Annotated in this window: 25 protein-coding genes, 2 tRNA genes and 1 pseudogene; 10 read left to right on the top strand and 18 right to left on the bottom strand. The window is 66.9% G+C overall.

The genetic code is table 11. The features are described 5' to 3' along the window. Positions 1-61: 61 nt before the first annotated feature. From CPY97_RS09455 to orn, 9 genes and pseudogenes are all read right to left on the bottom strand, one after another. Positions 62-991, bottom strand: coding sequence for a DEAD/DEAH box helicase family protein (locus CPY97_RS09455; protein ID WP_197702220.1), 930 nt, complete (start codon positions 989-991; stop codon positions 62-64). Then, on the bottom strand, positions 984-2645 hold the full coding sequence (locus CPY97_RS09450; protein ID WP_231923905.1) for an Eco57I restriction-modification methylase domain-containing protein: 1662 nt from the start codon (positions 2643-2645) through the stop codon (positions 984-986). The genes CPY97_RS09455 and CPY97_RS09450 overlap by 8 nt, the downstream gene beginning before the upstream one ends. Further along, positions 2642-3286 carry an N-6 DNA methylase gene (locus CPY97_RS09445; protein WP_096422195.1) on the bottom strand — a complete coding sequence of 215 codons (645 nt, stop codon included), beginning with the start codon at positions 3284-3286 and terminating at the stop codon, positions 2642-2644. Before CPY97_RS09445 ends, CPY97_RS09450 begins: the two co-directional genes overlap by 4 nt. Positions 3287-3365: 79 nt before the next feature. Then, positions 3366-3542: pseudogene (locus tag CPY97_RS13745) on the bottom strand (helix-turn-helix domain-containing protein); the annotation flags it as partial. 135 nt (positions 3543-3677) lie between these two features. After that, positions 3678-4148 (bottom strand): alpha/beta hydrolase family protein, encoded by a 471-nt coding sequence (locus tag CPY97_RS13740; RefSeq protein WP_231923903.1) that lies wholly within the window; start codon positions 4146-4148, stop codon positions 3678-3680. Between the two features lie 12 nt (positions 4149-4160). Next, on the bottom strand, positions 4161-4814 hold the full coding sequence (locus CPY97_RS13735) for a hypothetical protein (RefSeq protein WP_231923902.1): 654 nt from the start codon (positions 4812-4814) through the stop codon (positions 4161-4163). Next, positions 4811-5263 (bottom strand): DUF6545 domain-containing protein, encoded by a 453-nt coding sequence (locus tag CPY97_RS09430; RefSeq protein WP_197702219.1) that lies wholly within the window; start codon positions 5261-5263, stop codon positions 4811-4813. Before CPY97_RS09430 ends, CPY97_RS13735 begins: the two co-directional genes overlap by 4 nt. A gap of 138 nt (positions 5264-5401) precedes the next feature. Next, a tRNA-His gene (locus CPY97_RS09425) sits at positions 5402-5477 on the bottom strand. Between the two features lie 40 nt (positions 5478-5517). Continuing rightward, positions 5518-6159: an oligoribonuclease gene (gene orn, locus CPY97_RS09420; protein WP_096422193.1), complete on the bottom strand. Its 642-nt coding sequence runs from the start codon at positions 6157-6159 to the stop codon at positions 5518-5520. Positions 6160-6366: 207 nt separating this feature from the next. Here orn and CPY97_RS09415 point away from each other — a divergent pair, with 207 nt between their 5' ends. Further along, positions 6367-6633, top strand: coding sequence for a glutaredoxin family protein (locus tag CPY97_RS09415; protein ID WP_150129248.1), 267 nt, complete (start codon positions 6367-6369; stop codon positions 6631-6633). Here CPY97_RS09415 and CPY97_RS09410 read toward each other — a convergent pair. Further along, positions 6589-7200: a potassium channel family protein gene (locus tag CPY97_RS09410; protein WP_096422191.1), complete on the bottom strand. Its 612-nt coding sequence runs from the start codon at positions 7198-7200 to the stop codon at positions 6589-6591. The genes CPY97_RS09415 and CPY97_RS09410 overlap by 45 nt on opposite strands. Before the next feature lie 141 nt (positions 7201-7341). Here CPY97_RS09410 and CPY97_RS09405 point away from each other — a divergent pair. Together CPY97_RS09405 and CPY97_RS09400 are read left to right on the top strand one after the other, a co-directional pair. Further along, positions 7342-7414: transfer RNA gene (locus CPY97_RS09405), tRNA-Arg, on the top strand. 180 nt (positions 7415-7594) lie between these two features. Beyond that, positions 7595-9028, top strand: coding sequence for a pyridoxal phosphate-dependent decarboxylase family protein (locus CPY97_RS09400; protein WP_231923901.1), 1434 nt, complete (start codon positions 7595-7597; stop codon positions 9026-9028). On the opposite strand, the gene CPY97_RS09395 is transcribed toward CPY97_RS09400, so the two are convergent. Genes CPY97_RS09395 through CPY97_RS09385 form a run of 3 tightly spaced genes read right to left on the bottom strand, consistent with a single transcriptional unit; the run spans position 9025 to position 11807 of the window. After that, on the bottom strand, positions 9025-9795 hold the full coding sequence (locus tag CPY97_RS09395; protein ID WP_096422189.1) for a hypothetical protein: 771 nt from the start codon (positions 9793-9795) through the stop codon (positions 9025-9027). The two genes, CPY97_RS09400 and CPY97_RS09395, sit on opposite strands and share 4 nt — an antisense overlap. 26 nt (positions 9796-9821) lie before the next feature. Beyond that, positions 9822-10799: a DMT family transporter gene (locus tag CPY97_RS09390; protein ID WP_096422187.1), complete on the bottom strand. Its 978-nt coding sequence runs from the start codon at positions 10797-10799 to the stop codon at positions 9822-9824. Next, a complete protein-coding gene (locus CPY97_RS09385; protein WP_096422185.1) occupies positions 10800-11807 on the bottom strand; it encodes an aldo/keto reductase in 1008 nt (335 codons plus the stop codon). Between the two features lie 36 nt (positions 11808-11843). Here CPY97_RS09385 and msrA point away from each other — a divergent pair, with 36 nt between their 5' ends. The 3 genes from msrA to ssb all read left to right on the top strand — a co-directional run bounded on the left by msrA (position 11844) and on the right by ssb (position 13314). Beyond that, positions 11844-12371 (top strand): peptide-methionine (S)-S-oxide reductase MsrA, encoded by a 528-nt coding sequence (gene msrA, locus CPY97_RS09380; protein ID WP_096422183.1) that lies wholly within the window; start codon positions 11844-11846, stop codon positions 12369-12371. 82 nt (positions 12372-12453) lie between these two features. Beyond that, positions 12454-12666: a methyltransferase gene (locus tag CPY97_RS09375; protein ID WP_096422181.1), complete on the top strand. Its 213-nt coding sequence runs from the start codon at positions 12454-12456 to the stop codon at positions 12664-12666. Positions 12667-12834: 168 nt separating this feature from the next. Further along, positions 12835-13314, top strand: coding sequence for a single-stranded DNA-binding protein (gene ssb, locus CPY97_RS09370; RefSeq protein WP_096422179.1), 480 nt, complete (start codon positions 12835-12837; stop codon positions 13312-13314). 59 nt (positions 13315-13373) lie between these two features. Here ssb and CPY97_RS09365 read toward each other — a convergent pair whose 3' ends face one another. The 4 genes from CPY97_RS09365 to CPY97_RS09350 form a co-directional block, all read right to left on the bottom strand. Continuing rightward, positions 13374-14024: a response regulator gene (locus tag CPY97_RS09365; protein WP_096422177.1), complete on the bottom strand. Its 651-nt coding sequence runs from the start codon at positions 14022-14024 to the stop codon at positions 13374-13376. Beyond that, the gene (locus CPY97_RS09360) at positions 14021-16315 is read right to left on the bottom strand and encodes a PAS domain-containing hybrid sensor histidine kinase/response regulator (protein ID WP_096422175.1); all 2295 of its coding nucleotides are present in this window, start codon (positions 16313-16315) and stop codon (positions 14021-14023) included. Before CPY97_RS09360 ends, CPY97_RS09365 begins: the two co-directional genes overlap by 4 nt. Then, on the bottom strand, positions 16312-16698 hold the full coding sequence (locus tag CPY97_RS09355; protein WP_096422173.1) for a response regulator: 387 nt from the start codon (positions 16696-16698) through the stop codon (positions 16312-16314). Before CPY97_RS09355 ends, CPY97_RS09360 begins: the two co-directional genes overlap by 4 nt. Positions 16699-16764: 66 nt before the next feature. Beyond that, positions 16765-18174 carry a hypothetical protein gene (locus CPY97_RS09350; RefSeq protein WP_096422171.1) on the bottom strand — a complete coding sequence of 470 codons (1410 nt, stop codon included), beginning with the start codon at positions 18172-18174 and terminating at the stop codon, positions 16765-16767. A 396-nt stretch (positions 18175-18570) separates the two neighbouring features. On the opposite strand from CPY97_RS09350, the gene CPY97_RS09345 reads away from it, so the two are divergent. Genes CPY97_RS09345 through CPY97_RS09335 form a run of 3 tightly spaced genes read left to right on the top strand, consistent with a single transcriptional unit; the run spans position 18571 to position 21263 of the window. Next, a complete protein-coding gene (locus CPY97_RS09345) occupies positions 18571-19083 on the top strand; it encodes a DUF6993 domain-containing protein (protein ID WP_096422169.1) in 513 nt (170 codons plus the stop codon). Positions 19084-19088: 5 nt separating this feature from the next. Next, positions 19089-20771, top strand: a complete 1683-nt coding sequence (gene ettA, locus CPY97_RS09340; protein ID WP_096422167.1) for an energy-dependent translational throttle protein EttA — start codon at positions 19089-19091, stop codon at positions 20769-20771. A 15-nt stretch (positions 20772-20786) separates the two neighbouring features. Continuing rightward, positions 20787-21263, top strand: coding sequence for an acyl-CoA thioesterase (locus CPY97_RS09335; RefSeq protein ID WP_096422165.1), 477 nt, complete (start codon positions 20787-20789; stop codon positions 21261-21263). A gap of 23 nt (positions 21264-21286) precedes the next feature. On the opposite strand, the gene ykgO is transcribed toward CPY97_RS09335, so the two are convergent. After that, positions 21287-21409: a type B 50S ribosomal protein L36 gene (gene ykgO / locus CPY97_RS09330; protein ID WP_096423556.1), complete on the bottom strand. Its 123-nt coding sequence runs from the start codon at positions 21407-21409 to the stop codon at positions 21287-21289. 55 nt (positions 21410-21464) lie between these two features. Here ykgO and CPY97_RS09325 point away from each other — a divergent pair, with 55 nt between their 5' ends. After that, the gene (locus tag CPY97_RS09325) at positions 21465-22475 is read left to right on the top strand and encodes a GTP-binding protein (RefSeq protein WP_096422163.1); all 1011 of its coding nucleotides are present in this window, start codon (positions 21465-21467) and stop codon (positions 22473-22475) included. Positions 22476-22478 lie beyond the last annotated feature (3 nt).

The following is a 22478-nucleotide window of genomic DNA, read 5'->3' as shown; positions in this document are numbered from 1 at the left end:
TTCAGACCGCGGTCATCCGCCTGCTCAGCCACTGCCCCTACTGCCAACGCGCTGGACCAACCTAACCAAGTACTACTAGGCCGTCGTTGTACTCGGCGGCCAACTCCTTCTGCTTGACCTTCTCGTCCTCGCCCTCGAACAGATCCTTGGCGGATTCACGCCAGGCACCGAAGTGGTACTCGTCGAAGATGACGAGGTCCCAGTTGGTGGTGTGAACCCACTCGTTCTTCGCCTTGATGAGCCCGGTCTTCCGGTCGCGCCCGAGCAGGTCCTGGAATGAGCCGAAGTAGACCAGCGGCCGAGTCTTGTAGGCGTCGTCCGGGCTACCCCCAGTCGCTGAGGAGAGGTACTGCCAACCGTCGAAGTCAGCGTGAGACTCCAGGTCGGTCTGCCAGGCGTCCTCCACCGCAGGTTTGAAGGTGACCACAAGGATGCGCTTGGCGCCGAGCCGCTTCGCGAGCTGGTAGGAGGCGAAGGTCTTCCCGAAGCGCATCTTGGCGTTCCACAGGAAGCGTGGCACCGCGTGGTAATCCTCGGCCCAAATCGACTCGAAGTAGCCCTGCGCCTTCTCGACGGCGCTGACCTGCTCCCGGCGCATTGGGAAAGTCTCATGATGGGTGCCGCTAAGCTTCACGCCCGTGCGAAGCTCAGTGATCGCCGTACGCACATCCTCCGGGGTACAGCGCATCCACTCTCGCGCTGAGCCGAAGATCGGGTTCTCGAAGCCCTTGTTGACCAACCGTTGACGCACATCTGAGTCGCGGAAGATCGACCCATCGCCGCGTTCGGCGAGCTCATCCACGTGGAGCGTGTAGGCCTGCTGCATCTGCCCCTGCGACTCGCGGATGCGCGCGTTCACGTCCGCCTTCGTCGTCTGACCCACCTTGAGGAGGCCTACGTATTCAGCTGGCGGATCGTTCGGCGACCACGCGTAGATGCGCAGCCTCGCTTCGGGGCGCTCGGGAAGGAGTTCGTCGATCTCCCTACTCATCGCTATCGTCGGCCCCGTCCTCGTCGAACAGGGCGTCGTCATGAGGAGCGACCTGAGACTCAATGAACGCGATCTCGTCGTCGGTCAGGCCGTAGCGCTCGTAGAGGAGAGCATCCGTCCAATCCCGGTCGAGAGGCAAGTCCGGCACAAACGCATATACGTTCCGCGCAGCGTCTTGTGTCCCCTTTCTTAAAGACACCAGAAAGCGGACGAAGCGAGTGCGCAGGTACGCTGCATACCGCGTCGCCTCCTCCTCAGTGTCGAACCTTCCGGCGACAAGATAAGTCTCCGTGCAGGCCGTGCCGGGCCCGGCAATGATCGGCTTCGAGAGGAACTTCGTCTCGACCGCGGCGCTCGTGCCCTGCACACGCGTCATCAAGACTTTCCAGTCGTCAACCCAATCGCGGTTGGACGGCAAGTCGCCTCGCTCTATCCAATCGACCCTCTGGTTCGCGAAAAGTTTCACCGGCGCGACCATTCGCGAGGGGGATGTACTCCCTCTGAAATTGGTAGCGAGCCCGAAAGGCTTACGACTCGACACCCGTGAGTCGAGCGTTGGCTCCTGCCTCGCTCGAACCTTTTCGAGAATCGGAACGGCTTCATTGCGTCGGACGAGTACGTCGTACGCGTCGAGATAGCGAGCAACACGTGCGCCGAGCGGCTCGCCGTCCCACATGGTCTGGATCGTGCAAGGACCGTCGTATTCGCGATCCCAGAGGAAATACGAGACTCCGCCTCGGATCTTTACGCCGGGGAAGGCCTCGTAGAGTTTGGGGTAGTCGACGATGTCGTGCATGCGATGGTCGGAGAGCATCTTCTTGCGGTACTCATCAAGACCCTTGCCTCCCGCAAACCAACGAGACGGAGTCACAAAGACGGCGAAGCGTGGGTCTAGCCCCAGCGCCTTCTCCACGAACAACTGGTAAATCGGTGCTGCGGAGGTGCCATAGCCGCCGTCACTGAGCTGGTACGGAGGGTTCCCGATGATGACGTCGAACTGCATGTCTTCTCCGAACAGCTCGGCGATGCGAGCCTTGATGTCGTCGGTATGGATGAAAGCGTAGGCGTGAGTCTCGAGGTCTTCGCCACGCCCGTAGTCACCTTCGCCTGCACCGCAATAGACGCACTTGCGGTTGGTATAGGCGATGACTTCTTCGCCGGTAAGTGGATCGGATCGGAACTCTGGTTTACCGCCGTCCCAGGTGTGCTCGGTGCGCTCGAACCAGATATTGCCGTCCTCGGTCGTGAATGACCTGGCGATCGAGTGCGGGCCGTTGGCGAACCTCGAGCAGTAGACGCTCCGGCGCGCAAGCAGCGCAGTGAGCTGGGTGATTCCGATGCCGAACACCTGATGGGTGAGGATGTGATCGACGCGTTGGTCGAGGTCGGGGATTGCCAGGACCAGTCCGTCGGTGAGTCGACGGACGATCTCGCGGAGGAACACGCCGGACTTGGTGAACGGATCGAGGAACGTGACATCGGGGTTAGCCCAGATGTCTGCGCCGTCGTTGGCGTCTGCCCACGCGGTTGCGAGCGTATCGAGCATCTGGTTCGCGAACTCTGGCCGGGTGAAGACCTCGTCGTTGGACAGGTTCGCGATGCAGGTCAAGACATCCGGGTTGTGCCCTCGGAGAGTGAAAGGTGCAAGGCTCACGCGGCGGCCTTCGCGATCTGGCTGAAGGTCATCGTCGGATAGGTTTGCGCGGGAACGAACAGGTCATCGTCGTCGAGTTCGCCGAACAGTGTCCCCTCGTACGAGGCGCGCTGAGTGAGATCGTCGTAGCGGAAGTCCCGCCTCTGGAACTTCCCCTTGCCGAGGTAACCCCACTCAGGAAACGTGATCGGCTGGCCGCTTGGCGCGGTCATAGTCAAGGCATCGCCCTGGACGATATTCACGGCTAGAACCGCGCGTGCCGCTCGCGCCCACTGGTCATCGCTGCCGATATCCAAGAACGTGTTGAACACCTCGGCGAGATTGTCCCGGCACTCCTCGGCGTTGTCACCGAGGAGCTCAATGCCGTAGGTGCACATCAGCGCAAACAGCGCGTAGTGACGCTTCTCGAAGTCGCTCTTGCCGTGGCGAAGCTGGACGGTCACGAGCTTGCGGGCCAAGACTGGCACGAGGAAGTTGCCCGAGCCGCAAGCGGGCTCAAGCACGCGAGAGTCGATCCGCTCAGACTCGTGCTTTACAAGATCGAGCATGTCCTCGACCATCCACGCTGGCGTGAACACCTCGCCGTGATCCGCAACGCGCTGCTTGGACTTCACCAAGCGCTGGGCCTCACTCAGCGTCATCGTCTCTCCTCCCCGTGCTCGTCGTCATGATCGTAGGAGCGGCCACCGACATTGGCGTGACCTGCTGCGGCGCCTCGTGGTCGCTGGCTGCAGCACCCGCGCGCACCCAGTCGTCGATCTCGCTGGCTTGGAACTTCCAGAGGCGTCCGACCTTGTGGGCGGGCATGGCCTTCTCGGCGATCCAGGTGTAGACGGTGTCTTTGGTGACCCCGAGGTGGGCGGCGATGTCATCTGCGGACAGCCACGGCTCAGCCACGTTGGTCCTCCCTCGCTCAATGGCCCAGTCAGGCCAACACTCACGATGATACCGGTGGAGGTACGGCTTGAGTTGGGTTTCTCCGGGCGTGGCCGAACGAGATGGGTGCTGAGGGAGGTCGCTCGGCTCGGCCAATCACCGTGGGACACGTGACGTGAGCCACATGGTCACTGCATACCGCCACCGGTCGGGGTCGGTGTTCCAGCAGAGGGTGTGGCCGGCGTCGAAGGGTTCCAACTCCACAAGATCGGGACGGACGCCTCGGAGTGCTTGTGAGAGCTGGATCGGTACGGAGTCGTCTCGTGTGCCGTGGAGGATCAGGGTCGGCATGGTGAGGTCTGCTGCTCGCGTGGACCAGTCGAACGAGCGGAGCGGGATGCGCTCCGGCAACCCGACGGCGCGCGCCAGCGGGTGAAGGGTGAGCCACCGGATCGCGAGGTGTCCGGCTGCTGAGGGCAGTCCGCTGCTGGCGCAGTTGGCCTTGATGACTTCGGTCCAGTTGAGGACTGGTGAGTCGAGTACAAGTGCGGCAATCAGCCCCTCGTGTCGCGGGTGGCTGGCGAGCTGGAGGGCGATCGCGGCACCCATCGACCAGCCGAAGATCACGACCTGTGCGGCTCAGCGTCGGACGGCATATCCGATGGCGTCGTCAACGTCGGCCATCTCTGCATCGCCGAGGGTTGATCGGCCGGCGCCGTCTCGCGGCCCCTCTACGGTGTTGCGGTAGCTGACGACGAGGGAGCTGTAACCGAGCTCGGCTGCGACCTGGACGCCGCGGAGGGTTCCGGCACGGGTGCTGCCGAGGCCGTGGATGTGGATCGCCCACGTTGAAGGGTCGCCGTCGATGCGCCAGACGGGGCATCGTCCGGCGGGGGTCGTGATGGTGATGTCGCGGGCGTGGAGTCCGGCGTCGGCTGGGGTGGCGTAGTAGATGCCGCTCCACGAGGCACTGTCGCCGACTTTCGGGGTGAAGTCGGGTGCGGTGCCTGTGATTCTGCGAGCGGTGCCAGTGGGTCCGCGGTCGACGATCTCGGTGGAGAGCTGTACCCAGCCGCCGGTCTCGAACCAGAGGTTGTAGATGCCGGCTGCGGTGGTCTGCTCGGTGCGGTCGAGCACGATCAGGCCGCCTCTGTCGTCGTGCTCGACTGCTCGGATGGTGAGGTCGAACGTGCGTGGGTCGGCGGGTGCGGTGAGTCGCCTGGCGATGACCCACCCGGCCCCGGCGGCCGCTGCCGTCGCGATCCCGCCGCCGAGGGCGATGCGGCCGATCACGACTCCCGCTCCTCGACGTAGGGACCGGGCAAGGCCCTTGCGACGGCGCTATCGCTTCCGACGAGGTGGCTCTCGGCGCGTTCGAGCAGGTCGCGGTCGTCGGTGCTGATGTCGAAGGTGATTCGGGGGTCGATCATCGCGTCGCGGATTTCGACGATCACGCGGCGGAGGTGTCCTTCGGGGTCTTCGCTGTTGGCGGCGAGGGGGTCGGCCTGGCTCAGCCCGGGCCGTGCGAGCGTGGCCCGGTGCCAGAGCGGCTCCAACTGCGCCGCGAAGGAGATGGTGTGCCGCCGTCGGGCGTGGTTCTGGGCGCGGCGGACGGCGAGTTGGACCGCGGACCCGGCGCAGAGGAACACGAAAGTGAGGACCGACAGCGGGTCGTAGTCGGGCTGGATGGCATGCATGAGGTCGAGTTGGCCGGTGGCGTGGGCGATGTCCAGGACGATCACGGCGAGGCAGAGGGCGGCGCCGAACGCTGATCCCAGGCTCAGCAGGGCTGCGGGGAGGCGTGGAGGCGAAGAAAATGGGCCAAGCGCGAACCCCGACCAAGGGCGGACCCTTGGTCGCAAGTTCACACCTGACCCATTTGGGGTGAGTAACGGGGCTTGAACCCGCGACCTCCTGGACCACAACCAGGCGCTCTACCGACTGAGCTATACCCACCGTGCGTCGCACGAGTGCGACCGGTCAATGGTAGTACAGGCTAGTGCCCGCCGCGCACCACCGGTAGGTGGCCGGACCACGCATCGACGACCTCGCCGGACACTGTCTGCAGGGCTTCGGTCGTCGGCCCCGGTTCGGGCACGAACGCGGCGCGACGGTAGTAGGCGAGCTCGCGGATCGACTCGAGAATGTCGGCGAGCGCCCGATGCCCGCCGTTCTTCTCGGGCGCGTTGAAGTAAATGCGCGGAAACCACCGCCGAGCAAGCTCTTTGATCGACGACACGTCGACCGACCGGTAGTGCAGGTGCGCGTCAACCGACGGCATCGAGCGCTGCAGGAACGCCCGGTCGGTGCCGATCGTGTTGCCGGCGAGCGGCGCGGAGCCGGCGGTCGGCACATGCTCGACGATGTAGTCGAGCACGGCCTTCTCGGCGTCGGGAAGGTCGGCACCGAGCGCCAACTCGTCGAGCAGGCCAGACGTCTCGTGCATCTGCCGGACGAAGTCACTCATGTTCGCGAGAGCCGTCGGCGACGGCGCGATCACGATCGAAAACCCGGGATGCACGGGGTTTAGGTCGTAGTCGGTGATGACGACGGCGACTTCGACGAGTTCGTCGATGGCTAGGTCGAGCCCCGTCATCTCGCAGTCGATCCAGACGAGACGGTCGTTGGCTGCACTCACCCGGGCAGTCTACCGGCGGGCTCCGACACGGGCGGCGGGAGACCGTCGCGGTACGGAACGCCGAGCGCTCGCACGCGCATCCATGCCCTCACGAAAGCAGTGTGATGCCTCGAGCGGGTCGCGGGCCGAGAAAGGGTGCCCGTGCGAGCATCCGTCTCTCACTGTTCACCGCAGGTTCGCCGAGGGCCGCGCCGTAGCATTGGGGGCGTGCGACTCGAGCTCTACACGTCAGCGTTCTGCGACCCCTGCCATCGGGCCAGGGAGGTCGTCGCCGAGGCGCAGCGCCTCGTGCCCGCGCTCGAGGTCGTTGAGCGCGACGTTGCCGCGCACCAGGAGCGAGCGGCTGACCTCGGCATTCGGTCGACGCCGACCACGGTCATCTACGCGGCCAACGGCGACGAGCACCTCCGCGCGGAAGGCGTGCCGACGCTACCGCGCCTGCTCACCGCTCTCGCCGCCGTCGCTGACGGCTGACGTGCTCGTCGCCTGGTCGTCAGCGTCTTTGATGCGCTCGACGAACCACGAGGCGAGCGTCGCCGTGACCGAACCGACGAGGGCAATGCCCGCGATCATGAGCCCCGAGGCGATGACGCGGCCCGTGCCCGTGACCGGATACAGGTCCCCGTAGCCGACCGTGGTTATCGTCACTAGTGCCCACCACAGTGCGTCGGGGAACGTCGTGATCAGGGCGCCGTCAGCGTTCTGCTCGGCGTCGAGCACGCCGAGCGCACCGATCAGGATGATCACGAGGGCCGCCACCGTGACGTACACCGTGACCGTGCCGCGGAACGCGGAGCCCGTGGCCTTGCGCAGCACCGTCAACAGTGTCAACAGGCGCAACAGGTACAACGGGCGGAAGAACGGAAGGACGACCATCAGCAGCAACGGGATGTTGCGCCAAAACCAGCGCGCCCGCGGCTTCGCAAGCGCCAGCCGCGCCACGTAGTCGACCGCGAACACGACCCACAGAACGAGCAGCGCCACATCGAGCACGATCAACGTCGTGCCCGTCGGCTGGGCGATAACTAGCCACGAACACATGCCCAAGAAGACAATAGCCGTCGAGGCGATCGGTCACTCGGCAACGCGGGTCCAGCGTTCGTACGTCATGCGATCCACGGTAGGCAGGGGGCCGGGATCCGCAGAGAGGGTGCGCCGCTCCGGTACCCTGAACGCGGTAAAGCCCTCGTAGCTCAGCGGATAGAGCAGGAGCCTTCTAATCTCTTGGTCGCAGGTTCGATTCCTGCCGAGGGCGCGCTGACCGCAGATCTCGTGGGCCGTCTCATCTCTTGGTCGCAGGTTCGATTCCTGCCGAGGGCGCGCTCACGCAATCTCGTACGCCTCCGAACGATCCTGACTAGACTCAGGCCAGCCACCCGGGGTGGCGGCCGATCCCGCGCCGCGTGCCCCGTTCATCCACACGAAGGAGTGCGGTGTGTCGTCCTCGAAGCGGGCCATGACGCTGGCCGAGTTGGTTCCTCAGGTCATCACGGGAATCGAAGACCTGAAAGCGACGTACGGAACGTGGGAGGCGCATCCCGCGACCCACGCCGACCCGACGCAGGTCGAGTCGGTACTCGGTGAACTGATCCAGCGACTCGACGCCGATTTTCCGTACTTCCACCCGCAGTACGCCGGGCAGATGCTGAAGCCCCCGCACCCCGTCGCGATGGCGGCGTACATCGCGGCGATGCAGATCAACCCCAACAACCACTCCATCGATGCGAGCCGCGCGACGACGCAGATGGAGCACGAGGTGCTCGACCAGCTCGCCGCCATGTTCGGTCTCGGCGCCGACTACATGGGTCATCTCACCTGGAGCGGCACGACCGCGAACCTCGAGGCGCTGTGGGTGTGCCGCGAGATTCGGCCGGGCGCGGCGATCGCGCACAGCGCCGACTCGCACTACACACACTCCCGCATGGGCGAGGTGCTCGGCATCGACACGGTGAGCGTCCCCACCGAGGCCGACGGTCGCATGTCGCTCGACGCGCTCGAGGAGCAGTTACGCAGCCGCGAGATCGGTGTTGTGGTCGGAACGCTCGGCACGACCGGCCTCGGCGCCGTCGACCCGCTCGCCGACATCATCCCGCTTGCGCGCGAGTACGGCGCGCGCGTGCACGTGGATGCAGCGTACGGCGGCTTCTTCACGCTTCTGCAGGGCGAGCTCGCGCCCGAAACAGCCCGCCACTACGCCGCGATCGGCGAGGCCGACAGCGTCGTTGTCGACCCGCACAAGCACGGCCTACAGCCGTACGGCTGCGGGGCGGTGCTGTTCCCGGACCAGTCGATCTTGCGCTTCTACCACCACGAGTCGCCGTACACGTACTTCGCCTCCACCGAGCGGCACTTCGGTGAGATCCAACTCGAGTGCTCGCGGGCCGGTGCCTCGGCCGCGGCGCTCTGGGCGACCCTCAAGGTGTTCCCCCTCGACATGTCGGGTCTCGGTGCGATCATCGCGCCGGGCTACCGCGCCGCGCAGGCCTGGCACGGCCTCATCAGTGACAGCGAGATCCTGCAGCCGTACCAACGCCCCGAGACCGACATCATCACGTACCTGCCGCGGGTGGAAACAATGCGTCAGCTCGACGAGGTGTCGCACGCCATTTTCGAGATGGCCGCGGCTCCCGCGCGCCCGCAGCAGACACACCTCGCGACGTACGTCGTGAAGCCCGAACAGTTGCGGATGCGCGGCATCAATCTGAAGGACGACGCGCCCACCGCGCGCATCATGCGCAGCGTATTGATGAAGCCCGAGCATGAACCGCTGATCCCCGAGATGCACCACCACGTGTCGATGTGGTCGCGCCGCGCCTACGAGCGCATACTCGCCGGGAAGTCCGCCCTGGCGAGCGCCGCGGAGGCTTAGGAGTTCTCGTCGCCCTCGATGCGTTCGCGAACCGCCGATGCCGGCTTTGGCGCCGGGGCATCGTCGCTCGGCGCTGAGGGCACGACCGCGGGTGGGGGAGCGAAAGCGAGGGCAACGGCCTCCGAGTTCGACGCCTCCGCGGGCTCCGATTCGGGTGTCGCTGGCGCTGGCGTGACGACGGCGGGTGCCGCGACCGTCTTTTCGTGCTCGGCTTGCGTGTGCCCGCGCTCCCACTCGACCTGTTCAGCGACGAGCTTCTGCTCCTCCGGGTCGGCCTCGTACTTCCAGCGCTCAAGGTCCGCGCCGAAAAGCTTCTTCGCCCGGCGGGGCTTCTCGTTCCACGCGATCAGTCGGTCGCGGTACTCGGCGAGCAGCTGCTGGGCCTGGAACGAGAACCCGGCCGAGTTGCGCTTCATGTCTTCCAGCTGGTGGGCCGACCAGTTGGCGGCGAGCGCGGCGCCCGGGACAGGCAGCAATCGGATGCGCGTCTCGGCTTCCGCAATGAGGTGGTCGACCTGCACGCGCTCGATGGTTCCGATCGCATTCCAGCCGGCGGCTTTGCGCCCGGCGAGCACGAGGCCCTGCACCGCGGCGGTGAGCGCATCGCGCTGGTATTGCGCGATCACCCGTTTCGACGCCGCGCGGCCGATCAGGGCCGCGATAATGCCGGCGACGACGATGGCGACGGCGGGCACGACCGAGCTGAACAGCACACGCTGCCCATCGTCGGTGGCCAGCCAGGTGAGTAGATCGTTCCCCCATTGCATGGGGTCAGGCTACTCCCGCTCAGGGCTCATTCGCGGGAGGCCTCGCGGGTGTGGATAGTCGTGATCGGACCGGTATCGAGCGCCAGGTCGGCGTCTACGACCGGACGCTTTCCGACGCGCGCGGTCTGGGCGAGCACAATGCCGACGAGCACGATCGCCGCCCCGAGAACCTGCACGAGCGCGAGCGTTTCGCCGAGCCACACCCAGGCGACGGCGAAGGCGAAGATGACCTCGCTCGAGGCGACGATCCCGGCCGCCGTCGCGGGCAGGTGGCGCAGGGCGGCGAGGCTCAGCAGGAAGGGGGCGAACGAGCCGAGCACGACGTTCCACAACAGCGGAATCAGCATCGGCACGCTGAGCTCACCGAGCACTCCACCGACCTCGACCGGGGTGACGAAGACGCCGGGTTCGAGTTCCCACCATCCACTGACGAAGGCCCAAAAGACGGCGGCGATGAGCATCGTCCAGAACGACACCGCCAGCGGCGAGGTTGTCGCGACCTGACGCTCACCGACGAGGAAGTAGGTGGCGAGGCAGACGGCCGCCGCGAGCGCGAGCAGAACGCCCACGACGTTCAACGTGCTCGACCAGATCTGCGCGACGACGGCGAGCCCCACCAGCACGAAGCCGATCGCGACCCACAGTCGCGCCTTGACCGGCTCGCGGAAGATGAAGAAGGCCACCAGCGCGACGAAGAGCACGGCGAGGTACTCGAGCAACAGGGCGATGCCCACCGGCAAGAGTTGAACGGCGGCGGCGTAGGTGGCCTGCAGCAGGGCGACGCCAACCACGCCGAGCACGATCAGTACCGGCCACTGCCGACGAGGAACCCGAAACGCCCGACGCTCAATGAGGAACAGCACAGCGCCGGCGATGAGCGCCGTGCCGATCAGGCGAAACTGCGTGACCTGCGCGGGGCTGAGACCTGCCTCCATCGTCAGCTTCGTGACGCTCCCGTTTGCCCCGAACAGCACAGCGGCGATCAGGGCGTAGACGTATCCCACCTAGCGCCGGGACCCAGTGCCGTGAACCGCGTGCGTCTCGATCAGGGCGAGCGTGTCGTCGTCGAGCGGCGCGCTCGCCAGTGCATCCAGGTTGTCGTCCAACTGTGCGACGCTCGATGCGCCGATGAGGGCGCTCGTCACCTGCGGGTGTCGCAGCACCCACTGCAACGCGAGCTGAGCGAGGCTCTGGCCGCGGTCCGTGGCGATCTGCTGCAGGGCGCGGGCGCGCTCGAGGTAGGTGTCGTCGATGTGATCGGGGGTGATCCAGCGACCCTCTGCGGCGCGCGATCCGTCGGGCACGCCGTTCAGGTAGCGGTTCGTCAACAGGCCCTGCGCGAGCGGCGAGAAGACGATCGAGCCCATCCCGGTGTCGCTGAGGGCGTCGAGCAGACCATCTTCGACCCAGCGATCGAACATGTTGTATCGCGGCTGGTGAATGACGAGTCGGAGCCCCAGGTCGAGCGCCACGTCGTAGGCCTCGCGCGTCTGGTCGGCCGAGTAGTTCGAGATGCCCGCGTACAGCGCCTTGCCGCTCTGCACGGCACTCGCGAGCGCGCCCATGGTCTCCTCGATCGGCGTCTCGGGGTCGGGGCGGTGGGAGTAGAAGATGTCGACGTAGTCGAGCTGCATGCGCTGGAGGCTCTGATCGAGCGAGGAGAGCATGTACTTGCGCGAGCCCCACTCGCCGTACGGTCCCTCCCACATGTAGTAGCCCGCCTTCGTCGAGATGACGAGCTCATCGCGGTGCTGCGCGAGGTCGTCGCGCAGGATGCGGCCGAAGTTGATCTCGGCACTGCCCGCCGGCGGGCCGTAGTTGTTGGCGAGGTCGATGTGCGTCACACCGCGATCGAACGCGCGCCGGATGATCGCCCGTTGCGTCTCGAGCGACCGGTCATCGCCGAAGTTGTTCCACAGTCCGAGTGAGATGCGGGGGAGCTTCAGACCGCTGACCCCGCACCGGGCGTAGTCGAGGCGGCTGTAGCGATCGGGGGCGGCGACGTAGCTCATGGCGTCACTCTAGCTTTGCCTGCGTACCATGAGCGCATGCGTACCTTTCACCTCGCCGGCGGTTGCTTCTGGTGCCTGGATGCGGTCTACCGCGTGCTCGACGGAGTCGAGGATGTGATCTCTGGTTACACCGGCGGAAGCCTGCCGAATCCGAGCTACGAGCAGGTCTGCACGGGCACAACCGGGCACGCGGAGGCCGTGAAGGTCGTGTTCGATCCGGAGATCATTCCCGCCGACGTCATCCTGGATGTTTTCTTCACCCTGCACGACCCGCGGCAGCTGAACCGTCAGGGGGCCGACATCGGCACGCAGTACCGCTCGGCGATGTTCTACGCCGACGACGAGGAGCGTGCGCTGTTCGAGTCGGCGATCGCGCGCGCCGACGACACCTGGGGCGGCGGGATCGTGACCGAGCTGTCTCCGCTCGGCTACTGGTACGACGCGGAGGAGTATCACCAGGACTTCTTCGCGAAGAACCCTGGCCAGGGCTACTGCCTGGCGGTCGCTCTTCCGAAGGTCAACAAGGTGCGTCAGTCGTACGCTCCTTACCTTCGCTCCCGCTGACGCCCCTACCGGCCTCGGCGCCGGAGGAGTACCGTCGATGAGTGCACCGAGTACGTCCCTGCGTGACGAGTAAGGAGCACCGATGACTAACCACACCGTCTACGACCAGAGCTGGGTCGCGACCGGCTCGGCGGGCACCGTCGGATCGATTCTGCGGCACGGCGACGAATTCTCGATCCGTGTTGCCGGCAAAGATGAGCTCCGCGGCCCGTTCGACTCCTTGGATGCGGCGAAGGGCGCGTTGACCGCCTCGCTCGGTCCCGGCGCCGATCGGCCTGAGTTCCGCGAACACTAGGCGCTTTCCGGCGTCCCTCCTCCCCACGCGGCGGCCGCGTCGCGGCTTCGACACTTCGCGGCTTGTGCCGCCGCCGCACTGTGGTGCGCGCCGACACTGTGCGCGGACGCCGGGCGTTCCCGGCACGAACCGTCCGGCGTCCACCCACACACCCATGAGGAGGACACCATGACCGACACCATCACCGTGACGGGGCTCGTCGCCACTGAGCCGCGCCACATCACGACCCAGAACGGCCTCACCATCACCTCGTTCCGGCTCGCGTCCAACCAGCGCCGCTTCGATCGCAGCCAGAACGCGTGGATCGACGGCGACACCAACTGGTACACCGTGACCGCTTTCCGTCAACTCGGGATGCACGTGGCATCGAGCGTGCGAAAGGGCGAGCGCGTCGTCGTGGCCGGCCGCGTCCGCCAGCGCGACTGGCAGAGCGACACGAACAAGGGAACGACGATCGAGATCGACGCCGACACGGTGGGCCACGACCTCACTTTCGGCCGCTCGACGTTCACCCGCACCGTAAAGGCGGCGTCGACGACGTCCGCCGAGGGTGAGGGTGCACCCGCCGCCGTGCAGCCGACCGGCGCAGAGACGCAGTCCGCGCCCGAGCCGGTTGCGGCAGAGACCGAGGCCGTCGCGCCGTTCTAACGGCGGCCGCCCACGCTTGCCCCGCGCTGACCCGAACGGTGCGGGGCAGCGTGCCGTCTCTAGCGCACGCGAATCTCGCCGCGTTGCCACATCCGCACGGCGGCAACACGCGGGTTGGCGGCGTCGCTCGTGTCGATTCCGAGGGCGTCGAACAGTCGATGCAACATCGTCTCGACTGCGCGTACCGACGTTCCGCGGTGATCAGCCAATGCTTTCGTCGACGCGCCTTCCGCAAGCATGCGCAGTACCTCCGCCTGGGCGGCGGTGACGACGGGAATTCCTTCGTCGTCAACCGCAGGCTCCCCGTCGCTCGTGGCGCCGCTGATCGCGCGTTCGACGGCTCCGCGCAGTTCGCCGATCGCGCCGAGCTTCGACTTCACCAGGTACACCACAGAGTCGGGGATGAGTTGCGGATTCGGCACGGCCAATTCGGGGGAGCGGTGCGAGGTCAGCACCACCAGCCCGATCCACGGAAACTCGTGGGCGACCTTCGCCAAGAGGTCGGCACCCGTCCGCGTCGTGCCGAAGTTGAGGTCTGACACCAGCGCGTGCGGTTCGCCCGTCGCGACGTGGTGAAACGCCTCCTCCACGGTGGTCGCCGTGGTCACGGCGTATCCGGAGGATTCGAGCGCGCCGGCCACGAGCGAAATGGTGAAGGCGTCGTCATCCGCGACGACGACGCGCAAGTGTCGGGCCTCGGGGGCGCTCATTCCGTCACCATACCGTCGACACGGTGTTCGAGCAGCGTGTCCCGCACCGTGGTGAGCAGCATGTTCGTCGTGTACGGCTTCGGCAGGAACCTCGACACGCCCATTCCGACCGCGCGCGCAACACCGCCGTTCGAATTGAGCCCGCTCGCCGCGATGACCGGAATCTCCGGGTGCTCCTCTTCGAGGTGCGCCGACAGCGCAGCGCCATCCATGACGGGCATCATCATGTCGGTGAGCACGAGGTCGACGGGCTCGTTACTGCTGGCGATGACGTCGATCGCTTCGCGCCCGTTCGCGGCCCGCAGGGTTCGGTAGCCGTGGAGCTCCAGCGTCTGGCACGTGATCTGCAGAATGGTCGACTCGTCGTCGACGACGAGGATGCGCTCCCCGTGTCCGCGCGGGAGTAGCGCCTCGGGGCGTGCGGCCGCGGGGCTGTCGGCGCGCGGAGACGACGACACGGGCAAGCCGACCGTGAAGCGGGTTCCGCGCCCCAGCTCGCTGTAGACCTGCATGAAGCCGCCGTGGCTACGCACGATTGCGAGTGACGTGGCGAGCCCGAGCCCCGTCCCCTTGCCGATGTCCTTCGTCGTGAAGAATGGTTCAAAGATCTTCTCCGCGACCTCGGGGCTCATGCCGTGACCGGAATCCTCCACGTCGATCGCCACGTAGCGCCCCGGCATGGCGAGGTGGCTGACGGAGGAGTACGTATCCTCCAAGACCAGTTCCGAACTGCGGATGCGCAGTGTGCCGCCGCTCGGCATGGCATCACGCGCATTCGTCACGAGGTTCACGAGAATCTGTAGCAGCTGGGTCGGGTCGCCGCTCGTCGCGGGCAGACTCGTGTCGAGCACGAGATCGAGGTGCACGCTCTCCGGCAGGACATCTTGGGCGTACGCCACGACGTCGTCGACGAGACGGACGACATCGACCTCGACGCGGCGTCCTTCGACCCCGCGGGCGAACGACAGCACCTGGCGAATCATGTCGGCGCCGCGCTTGACGGCGCCCTCCATGGTTTTCAGGATCTCCCGACGACCCGGGTTGTCTTCTCCCTGCTCGAGAAGCTGCACCGACATGAGAATCGGCGTCAGCACGTTGTTGAGGTCGTGGGCGATGCCCCCAGTGAGGGTGCCGAGGCTTTCCATGCGTTGGGCGCGCAAGCGAGCCTCCTGAGCCTTCTTCTCGGCGGTGATGTCGCTGACGACCGCGAAGATCGACTCGGGGGCGCCCGAGCCGTCGCGGAGCAACTGCCAGCGGCACTCGGCGACCAGGGCGCGGCCCGATCGCGTCCGCTGGTCGAGCTCGCCACTCCAATAGTCGTCGCGCAGTGTGTGAGCGACCGCGTCATCGTAGGCGGCGGTGTCGTCGTACAGCAGCTCGTGCTCAGCCCGGCCGATGGCCTCCGTTGCCGACCAGCCGTAGAGCGCCGCGGCCGCGCGGTTCCAGTAGGTGATGTGACCGTCAAGATCGCGGACGATCATGGCGTCCTTGGCGGCCTCGATGAGCGCGGCCTGTTCGGCTAGCCGCCGCGCCGACTCCTCGCGTTCGTCGCGAAGTCGCTCCTCTTCGGTCACATCCTTCAGGTAGACCGCAACGCCGTTATCGGAGGGGTAGATGGTCGCCTCGAAGATCGCATCAAGTGGCGGGTAATAGTTGCGGGTGATTGTGCGTTCGCGGCGCGTCAACGACGTCTCCAGGGCCGCGAGAAAGCTCGTGCCGGCCGCCTCCGGAAACGCGTCGAGCACCCTGACCCCCTCGAGCGATTCGACAGAAGACTGCAGCATGCGGGCGCCGTCATCGTTGACGAAGGTGAATCGTCCCTCGTGATCGATGAAGAGCATCCCGTCGGTAATGGTGTTCAGCGTTGCTTCCAGTCGCGCCTCGAGCGCTCGAGTGCGCTCTCGTTGCTCCGCGGTCGCCGTGATGTCCCACACAGCGCCATGGGCGCGTTCGATGCTTCCGTCGGCCCCCCGGGCTGCTTCGCCGATCGTACGAATCGTCAAGAGCTCCCCGTCGGTGGTGCGCATAGGGGACTCGATGTCGAAAGGTTCACCAGCAGTGAGGCACCGTTCGAGGTGAGCAGCAACGACCGGGCGCCACTCCTCGGGATGCAAAGTGAAGACCGTCGCGAGGTCGAGCGGTCCGCTCGGAGGCAGGGCGAGTATCGCCCTCGCTTCGGCGCTCAGCTCCAATTGGTGGGTCCGCGCATCGACGGACCACCCTCCGAAACGGGCCATTGTTCCGGCGATTCGCAGCAGTTCTGGACCGTCCGGCGACTCGTTCGCACTCATGGGGTGCTCGCCGACGGAGTGCCGAGCAGGTGGCTGACTCGACTCCGTAGTTCGTCGAGGTCTATCGGCTTGCGGGCGAAGTCGTCGATGAGGGGCGCCTCGCTCGCGGGTACTTCGGTATCGCCGCTGAGGATCAGGATGCGCGCGTCTGGCGCCGCCTCCCGCACGAGTGCAACGTTCGCCGCGAGTCCCGGCCCTGGGATCGAAATGTCGAGAATGGTGAGGTCGACGGCGCCGTCGTCGACGGCGGCGGCGAGAGCGCGCGAGTCGGCCGCCTCGCGGACGGTGAGCGACATCGACGACAGCGCCATCCGCAACACGGTACGCACCAGATCGTCGTCATCGGCGACGACCACGGTGGCGGGCCGGTCGGGTGCAGCCATGGTGCCAGTGTAGGCGCGGCCCGGACGTAGCGCACCGGACAGGCGGCCGAAACTGCGCCCCCCCGATCAGGGGTGGCGCACGTCGCCCAGCCCGGCCTCGGCGCCCAGTCGTTGAAGCTCTCCGGTCACGGCTTGCAGGTGTTCGAGCACGGCGTCGAGCGTGGCCTCCGCCCGCGCCGGGTCGCTGTTCACCATCTCCGCATGGAAGTTCAGTGCCATGACGCAGGCGGCGAGGCGTCCCTGGATGGGCCCGTGCATGAGCTGCGCCATGCGCTCTCGCGCCAGCCGCGAGCGTTCCGCCCTTTGTCCGCGCACCGCGTCGAGTTCGGCGCTCGCCGCGCGCAGGGCTGCACTGTCGTCGGCGTTCGCGTCAGCGACAATGAAGGCGACCGAATACAGGGTGTGAGCGAGCGCGAGAGCCAGCAGGGTGAGGGGGACAACCGGCCACTGTGCCGACGACCACACGCTGGGCGGAATCACTGCGAGGATCACGGCCGCAGCAGCGACGGCCACCGCCTGCAGAATCACCGTCGCCCGGAGGTGGGTCATCCGCTTGCCTCGAGAGGCGCGCTCGGCAAACAGCGCGGGGAGCGCAGCCAGCAGGATGCCTGAAGCGGTCACCGCGAGTGCGACCTGCAACGGCACGATCGGCTCGTAAATGCGCACGGTGTCGGGGATGACTCCGACGAGCGTCGCCAGGGTGACGAGCGCGGCCATGCGCGCCGGCGGCACGGTGGTGATCTCGAAGGCGCGGCGGAAGGTGACCCGTTCTGCGCGCTCCAGCAGTGCCGGCGACGGGTCGGGGGTGTCTTCCCCCTCGACGAGCTCCGCCGTCTCGTCGTGCACGCGCGAGATTCGCATGCTCAATTCGGCCGCCGTCGACCCGGTGATGCGGCGTCGGGCGGCGTTGAGGCTCGCTTGGAGGTCAGCGAGCACCGGCGTGAGCTGGGCTGTCACGGTCGCCAGCAGTCGCGCCTGCAGTTGCTGCGAGGTCTCCTCGCCCTCCGCGCGTTCGCTGAGCAGAGCATCCGTCGTGATGTCGCGTGCCGCGAGCAACAGGCGTCGCTGGTCGAGCTGCGCGACCGCGAACACTGTCACCGGCACCCAGAGCGCACTGATGCCGAGCCAAATCAGCGTGTCGATGATCAGAGACGACTGTTCGGCGTACCCGACCGCGGTCACGGCGTAGGCGACGGCCGCACGGACGACGCACGCGAGGATCCACAGAGTGGCCACGACGCCCACGGGGAGGATGCTGCGCCTGCGGCGGAGAATCGCGCCGACGCCCACCACCACGAGACCGACCGCGATGTGCTGCACCGTCGCCGAGCCGACGCTCCACCACACGCTGTCGGGGCGAAGCGCCTGGTCGCGGTAGACGACGAACGGCAGCGTGACCGGGTAGAGGCCGGCCCAGATCGTCCAGTGCGTCGACCAGGCACCACCGAAAGCCGCGCGTGCGCTCAGGCTCGACATCGGTGGGGGTCCTTCCGCCGGTAGCGGTTCGGCTACGTCCGTGGCTCACGGTACCGCGAGTGCGCGGCCGTGAAAGAGAAGCGGCCGTTCCTGGCCCCACCCGAAGAGGCCAGGAACGGCCGATGTGTCTCAGGAGCTTTCGTCCGACCCGAACGGTCGAAAACCCCTGTCACGGTTGCGGCCCCCCGGCGATCCCCCGATCGCCTGTCCGCTGTTCCTGAGATGAGTCTGCTCCGGCAGTGTGATGGGTGCAAGCGAGTGCAATTGTTCGTGTTCGGATATCGAATACGTCGCTCGCCGCCCGTGTTTTTTTCCAGCGACTGTCGTGTACTACTCCGGGCGCTCGTGCCCACGCCGCGACCGTAGACTCGACGGGTCACCCGGGAAAGGGGCCCCATGCTTCGTCGGTCCGCGTCGCGCACGGCGCTCGCCGGTGCGTTCATTGCGGTCGCGGCGCTCATCACCGCGGGATGCACGTCCTCCGCCCCGACAGACCCTCCGTCGACCGCCGCGCCGCTTCCGACCTCGACGGCCTCGCCCGGCGAGCCGGGCGGCCCCGACGTCGACCCGTCGGAGCCGGCCCCCGAGTTCGTCGAGGGAGGGAGCGCCGCCGACAACGCGCCGTTCGCCCGTTTCGTCGTGCAGCAGGGCGCGGACGCGGTGGGCGAGCGCCCGAGTTCGGCCCAGGTTGCGGAGGCGCTCATCGCCGCAGGCTTCGATCGCGCCGCGCTCGAGGTAACGGCGGACCAGACGCCCCTCGGGTTGGCCACCGACGTCATCTCCTTCGCCGTCCGTATCGACGATGACTGCATCATCGGCGAGGTGCGCGGCTCGTCCGTCACCACATCCGTCGTCCCTGTGCTCGCGACCGGCCGGTGCCTCGTGGGGACCGACGCCTCAATAGACTGAAGCCCATGGCCGAATTCATCTACACCATGGTGCGCGCCCGCAAGACGGTGGGCGAGAAGCTGATCCTCGACGATGTCACGATGTCGTTCTATCCCGGAGCGAAGATCGGCATGGTGGGCCCGAACGGGGCCGGTAAGTCGACCATTCTGAAGATCATGGCGGGGCTCGACACCCCGTCGAACGGCGAGGCGCGGCTCTCCGAGGGCTACTCGGTCGGCATCCTCATGCAGGAGCCCGAGCTCGACGAGTCGAAGACGGTGCTCGAGAACGTGCAGGACGGCGTGCGCGAGCTGTACGACAAGATCACGCGCTTCAACGAGATTTCGGCCGCGATGGCCGACCCCGACGCCGACTTCGACACGCTGCTGGCAGAGATGGGCGTGTTACAGGAGGCGATTGACGCCGCGAATGGCTGGGACCTCGACTCGCAGCTCGAGCAGGCGATGGATGCGCTGCGGTGCCCCCCGGGGGACGCCGTGATCACGCACCTGTCGGGTGGTGAGAAGCGCCGCGTCGCGCTGTGCAAGCTTCTGCTCGAGAAGCCCGACCTCCTGCTGCTCGACGAGCCCACGAACCACCTCGACGCCGAGAGCGTGCTGTGGCTTGAGCAGCACCTGCAGAAGTACCCCGGCGCCGTCATTGCGATCACGCACGACCGGTACTTCCTCGACCATGTCGCCGAGTGGATCGCCGAGGTCGACCGTGGTCGCCTGTACCCCTACGAGGGCAACTACTCGACCTACCTCGAGAAGAAGGCCGAGCGCCTGAACGTGCAGGGCAAGAAGGACGCGAAGCTCGCGAAGCGGCTCGCCGACGAGCTCGAGTGGGTGCGCTCGAACGCGAAGGGTCGCCAGGCGAAGTCGAAGGCGCGTCTGGCGCGCTACGAAGAGATGGCGGCCGAGGCCGAGAAGACGCGGAAGTTGGACTTCGAGGAGATCCAGATTCCCGCCGGTCCGCGGCTGGGCTCGATCGTGATCGAGGCGAAGAAGCTGCACAAGTCGTTCGGCGACCGCACCCTGATCGACGGTCTGTCCTTCAGCCTGCCGCCGAACGGCATCGTCGGCGTGATCGGCCCGAACGGTGTGGGAAAGACCACGCTGTTCAAGACGATCGTCGGCCTCGAAGAGTTGGACGGCGGCGACCTGAAGGTCGGCGAGACGGTCAAGATCAGCTACGTCGACCAGTCGCGCGCGAACATCGACCCGAACAAGACCCTCTGGGAGGTCGTCAGCGACGGGCTCGACATCATCACGGTCGGCAAGACCGAGATCCCGTCGCGTGCGTACGTGTCGAAGTTCGGCTTCAAGGGCCCCGACCAGCAGAAGAAGGCCGGCGTCTTGTCGGGCGGTGAGCGCAACCGCCTCAACCTCGCGCTCACGCTGAAAGAGGGCGGCAACCTGCTGCTGCTCGACGAGCCGACGAACGACCTCGACGTCGAGACGCTGCAGTCGCTCGAGAACGCCCTGCTCGAGTTTCCCGGCTGCGCCGTGGTCATTACGCACGACCGGTGGTTCCTCGACCGCATCGCCACGCACATCCTCGCCTACGAGGGCACGGAGGAGAACCCGGCGAACTGGTATTGGTTCGAGGGCAACTTCGAGGCGTACGAGGCGAACAAGATCGAGCGACTCGGCCCCGACGCGGCTCGCCCACACCGGGTCACCTACCGCAAGCTGACCCGCGACTAGCGGGCGGCGAGTCGCATGTCGCGCGTCAGCGTCGACGTGCCCGTGCGCTGGAGCGATCTGGATGCGTACGGGCACGTCAACAACGCCGCCTTCCTGACTCTGCTGGAGGAGGCGCGCATCAGTGCGTTCTGGGCGGGGCCGGACGCCGTGCATCCCACGGCCGTCCTCCCGTCGGGGCCTCAGGCTGCGCAGCACACCGTGATCGCGGCGCAGCGCATCGAGTACCGCCGCGAGATTCCGCACCTGCGGGAGCCGCTCGAGGTCTCGCTGTGGATCGCGCGCATGGGAGGGGCGAGCCTCGAGGTGCACTACGAGGTGCTTCCCCCGCGCGCTGTCGGTGACGCCGACAGCGGAGACCGTGCCCCGTACGCGGTCGCGGCGACCACGCTGGTACTGGTGGATGCGGCGACCGGCGCGCCCACGCGCATCCCGCCCGCGGTGCGCGAGGTCTGGCAGCGCTTCACGGACGAGCCGGTCGCCTTCCGCGGCTGAGACCCGCTGAGCCCCGAGCCGGACTAGCCCTGGCGCGCCTTGAAGCGCGGGTTCTGCTTGTTGATGACGAAGACGCGCCCGCGGCGCCGCACAACCTGCGACCCGGGCATCTTCTTCATGCTCTTGATGCTGTTGCGGACCTTCATCGCCACTCCTAGCTATAGTGATAATCGTTATCATTAAGCTAGCACGAGGAGTTCGATGCCCGTCCCGCCCGTCTTGGTCACGCTCGTCACCGGGCCGAACCGTGCCCTGCGCGCCGAGGCTGCCGCGCTCGTCGCCGACCGCGTCGGCGAGTGTCGCACGAGCGACGCATCCGGCATCGACATCGACGCCCTCGTCGCCCGCATCGACGACGCGGTGCCCGAATCCGCGCCGGACTCCGCGCCCGTGACGCTCGCCCTCGGCATCGACGACGTGTACGACCCCGCCGACGTCGGCCTTGCGTTGCACGCCGCGCTGTCGGCCCGCGAACCGAGTGAGCGCCCCCTGCACGTGCGAGACGTCATTGCCGTCGTGCGCGGCGACGAGCTCGACCGGCTCCTGCACCCCGGGCGCGACAGGGGCGACGGAACCTCCGCCCAGGCGATTGCGAATCGCGTCGAGTTCGCGACCGCCGTGATCGTGGTGGGTGACGCGCCGCCGCGCGCCGCCGACCTCGCCTATGCGCTGAACCCGCGCGCGCCCATCCTGCTCGTCGACCGCCCCGCGTCGGTCGGCGCCTACCGATTCCGACGCCTCATCCGCCCGCCGGTCGACGACCTCGCCTCCGAGCAGGGCTGGATGCTCGCCCTCAGCGACCGCGCACCGCGGCTTCCGCGCGGGGTCGACTCGGTCGTGTTTCGCGACCCCCGGCCCTTTCACCCGGGCCGCCTCGACGAGGTCGTGCGGGTCTGTCTTACACCCCAGCACGCCGGCACGATCTGGCGCTCCCGCGGGGTCGTGCGCCTGGCCTCCCGCGCCGGAGCGGTCGGCTCATGGTCGAGCGCCGGAGCGCACCTGAATCTCGACCCGACAGGACTGAGCGACGACGAGCCCGACATCATCAGCGGTCAGGAGATCGTGTTCGTGGGCGAGCGGCTACGGGGGAGTGAGATCACCCGCGCGCTCGGCGCGGCCCTGCTCGCCGACGATGAGCTCATCGCCGGGCCGATGGAGTGGGCGAGCTACGTCGACCCGTTTCCCGCGTGGCACCGCGGTCACGCGCACTGAGGC

This window comes from Microcella alkaliphila (genome assembly GCF_002355395.1).
Taxonomy (GTDB): domain Bacteria; phylum Actinomycetota; class Actinomycetes; order Actinomycetales; family Microbacteriaceae; genus Microcella; species Microcella alkaliphila_A.
The sequence above is the reverse complement of the archived record's forward strand: the minus strand, read 5'-3'. Positions and strand labels throughout refer to the sequence as shown.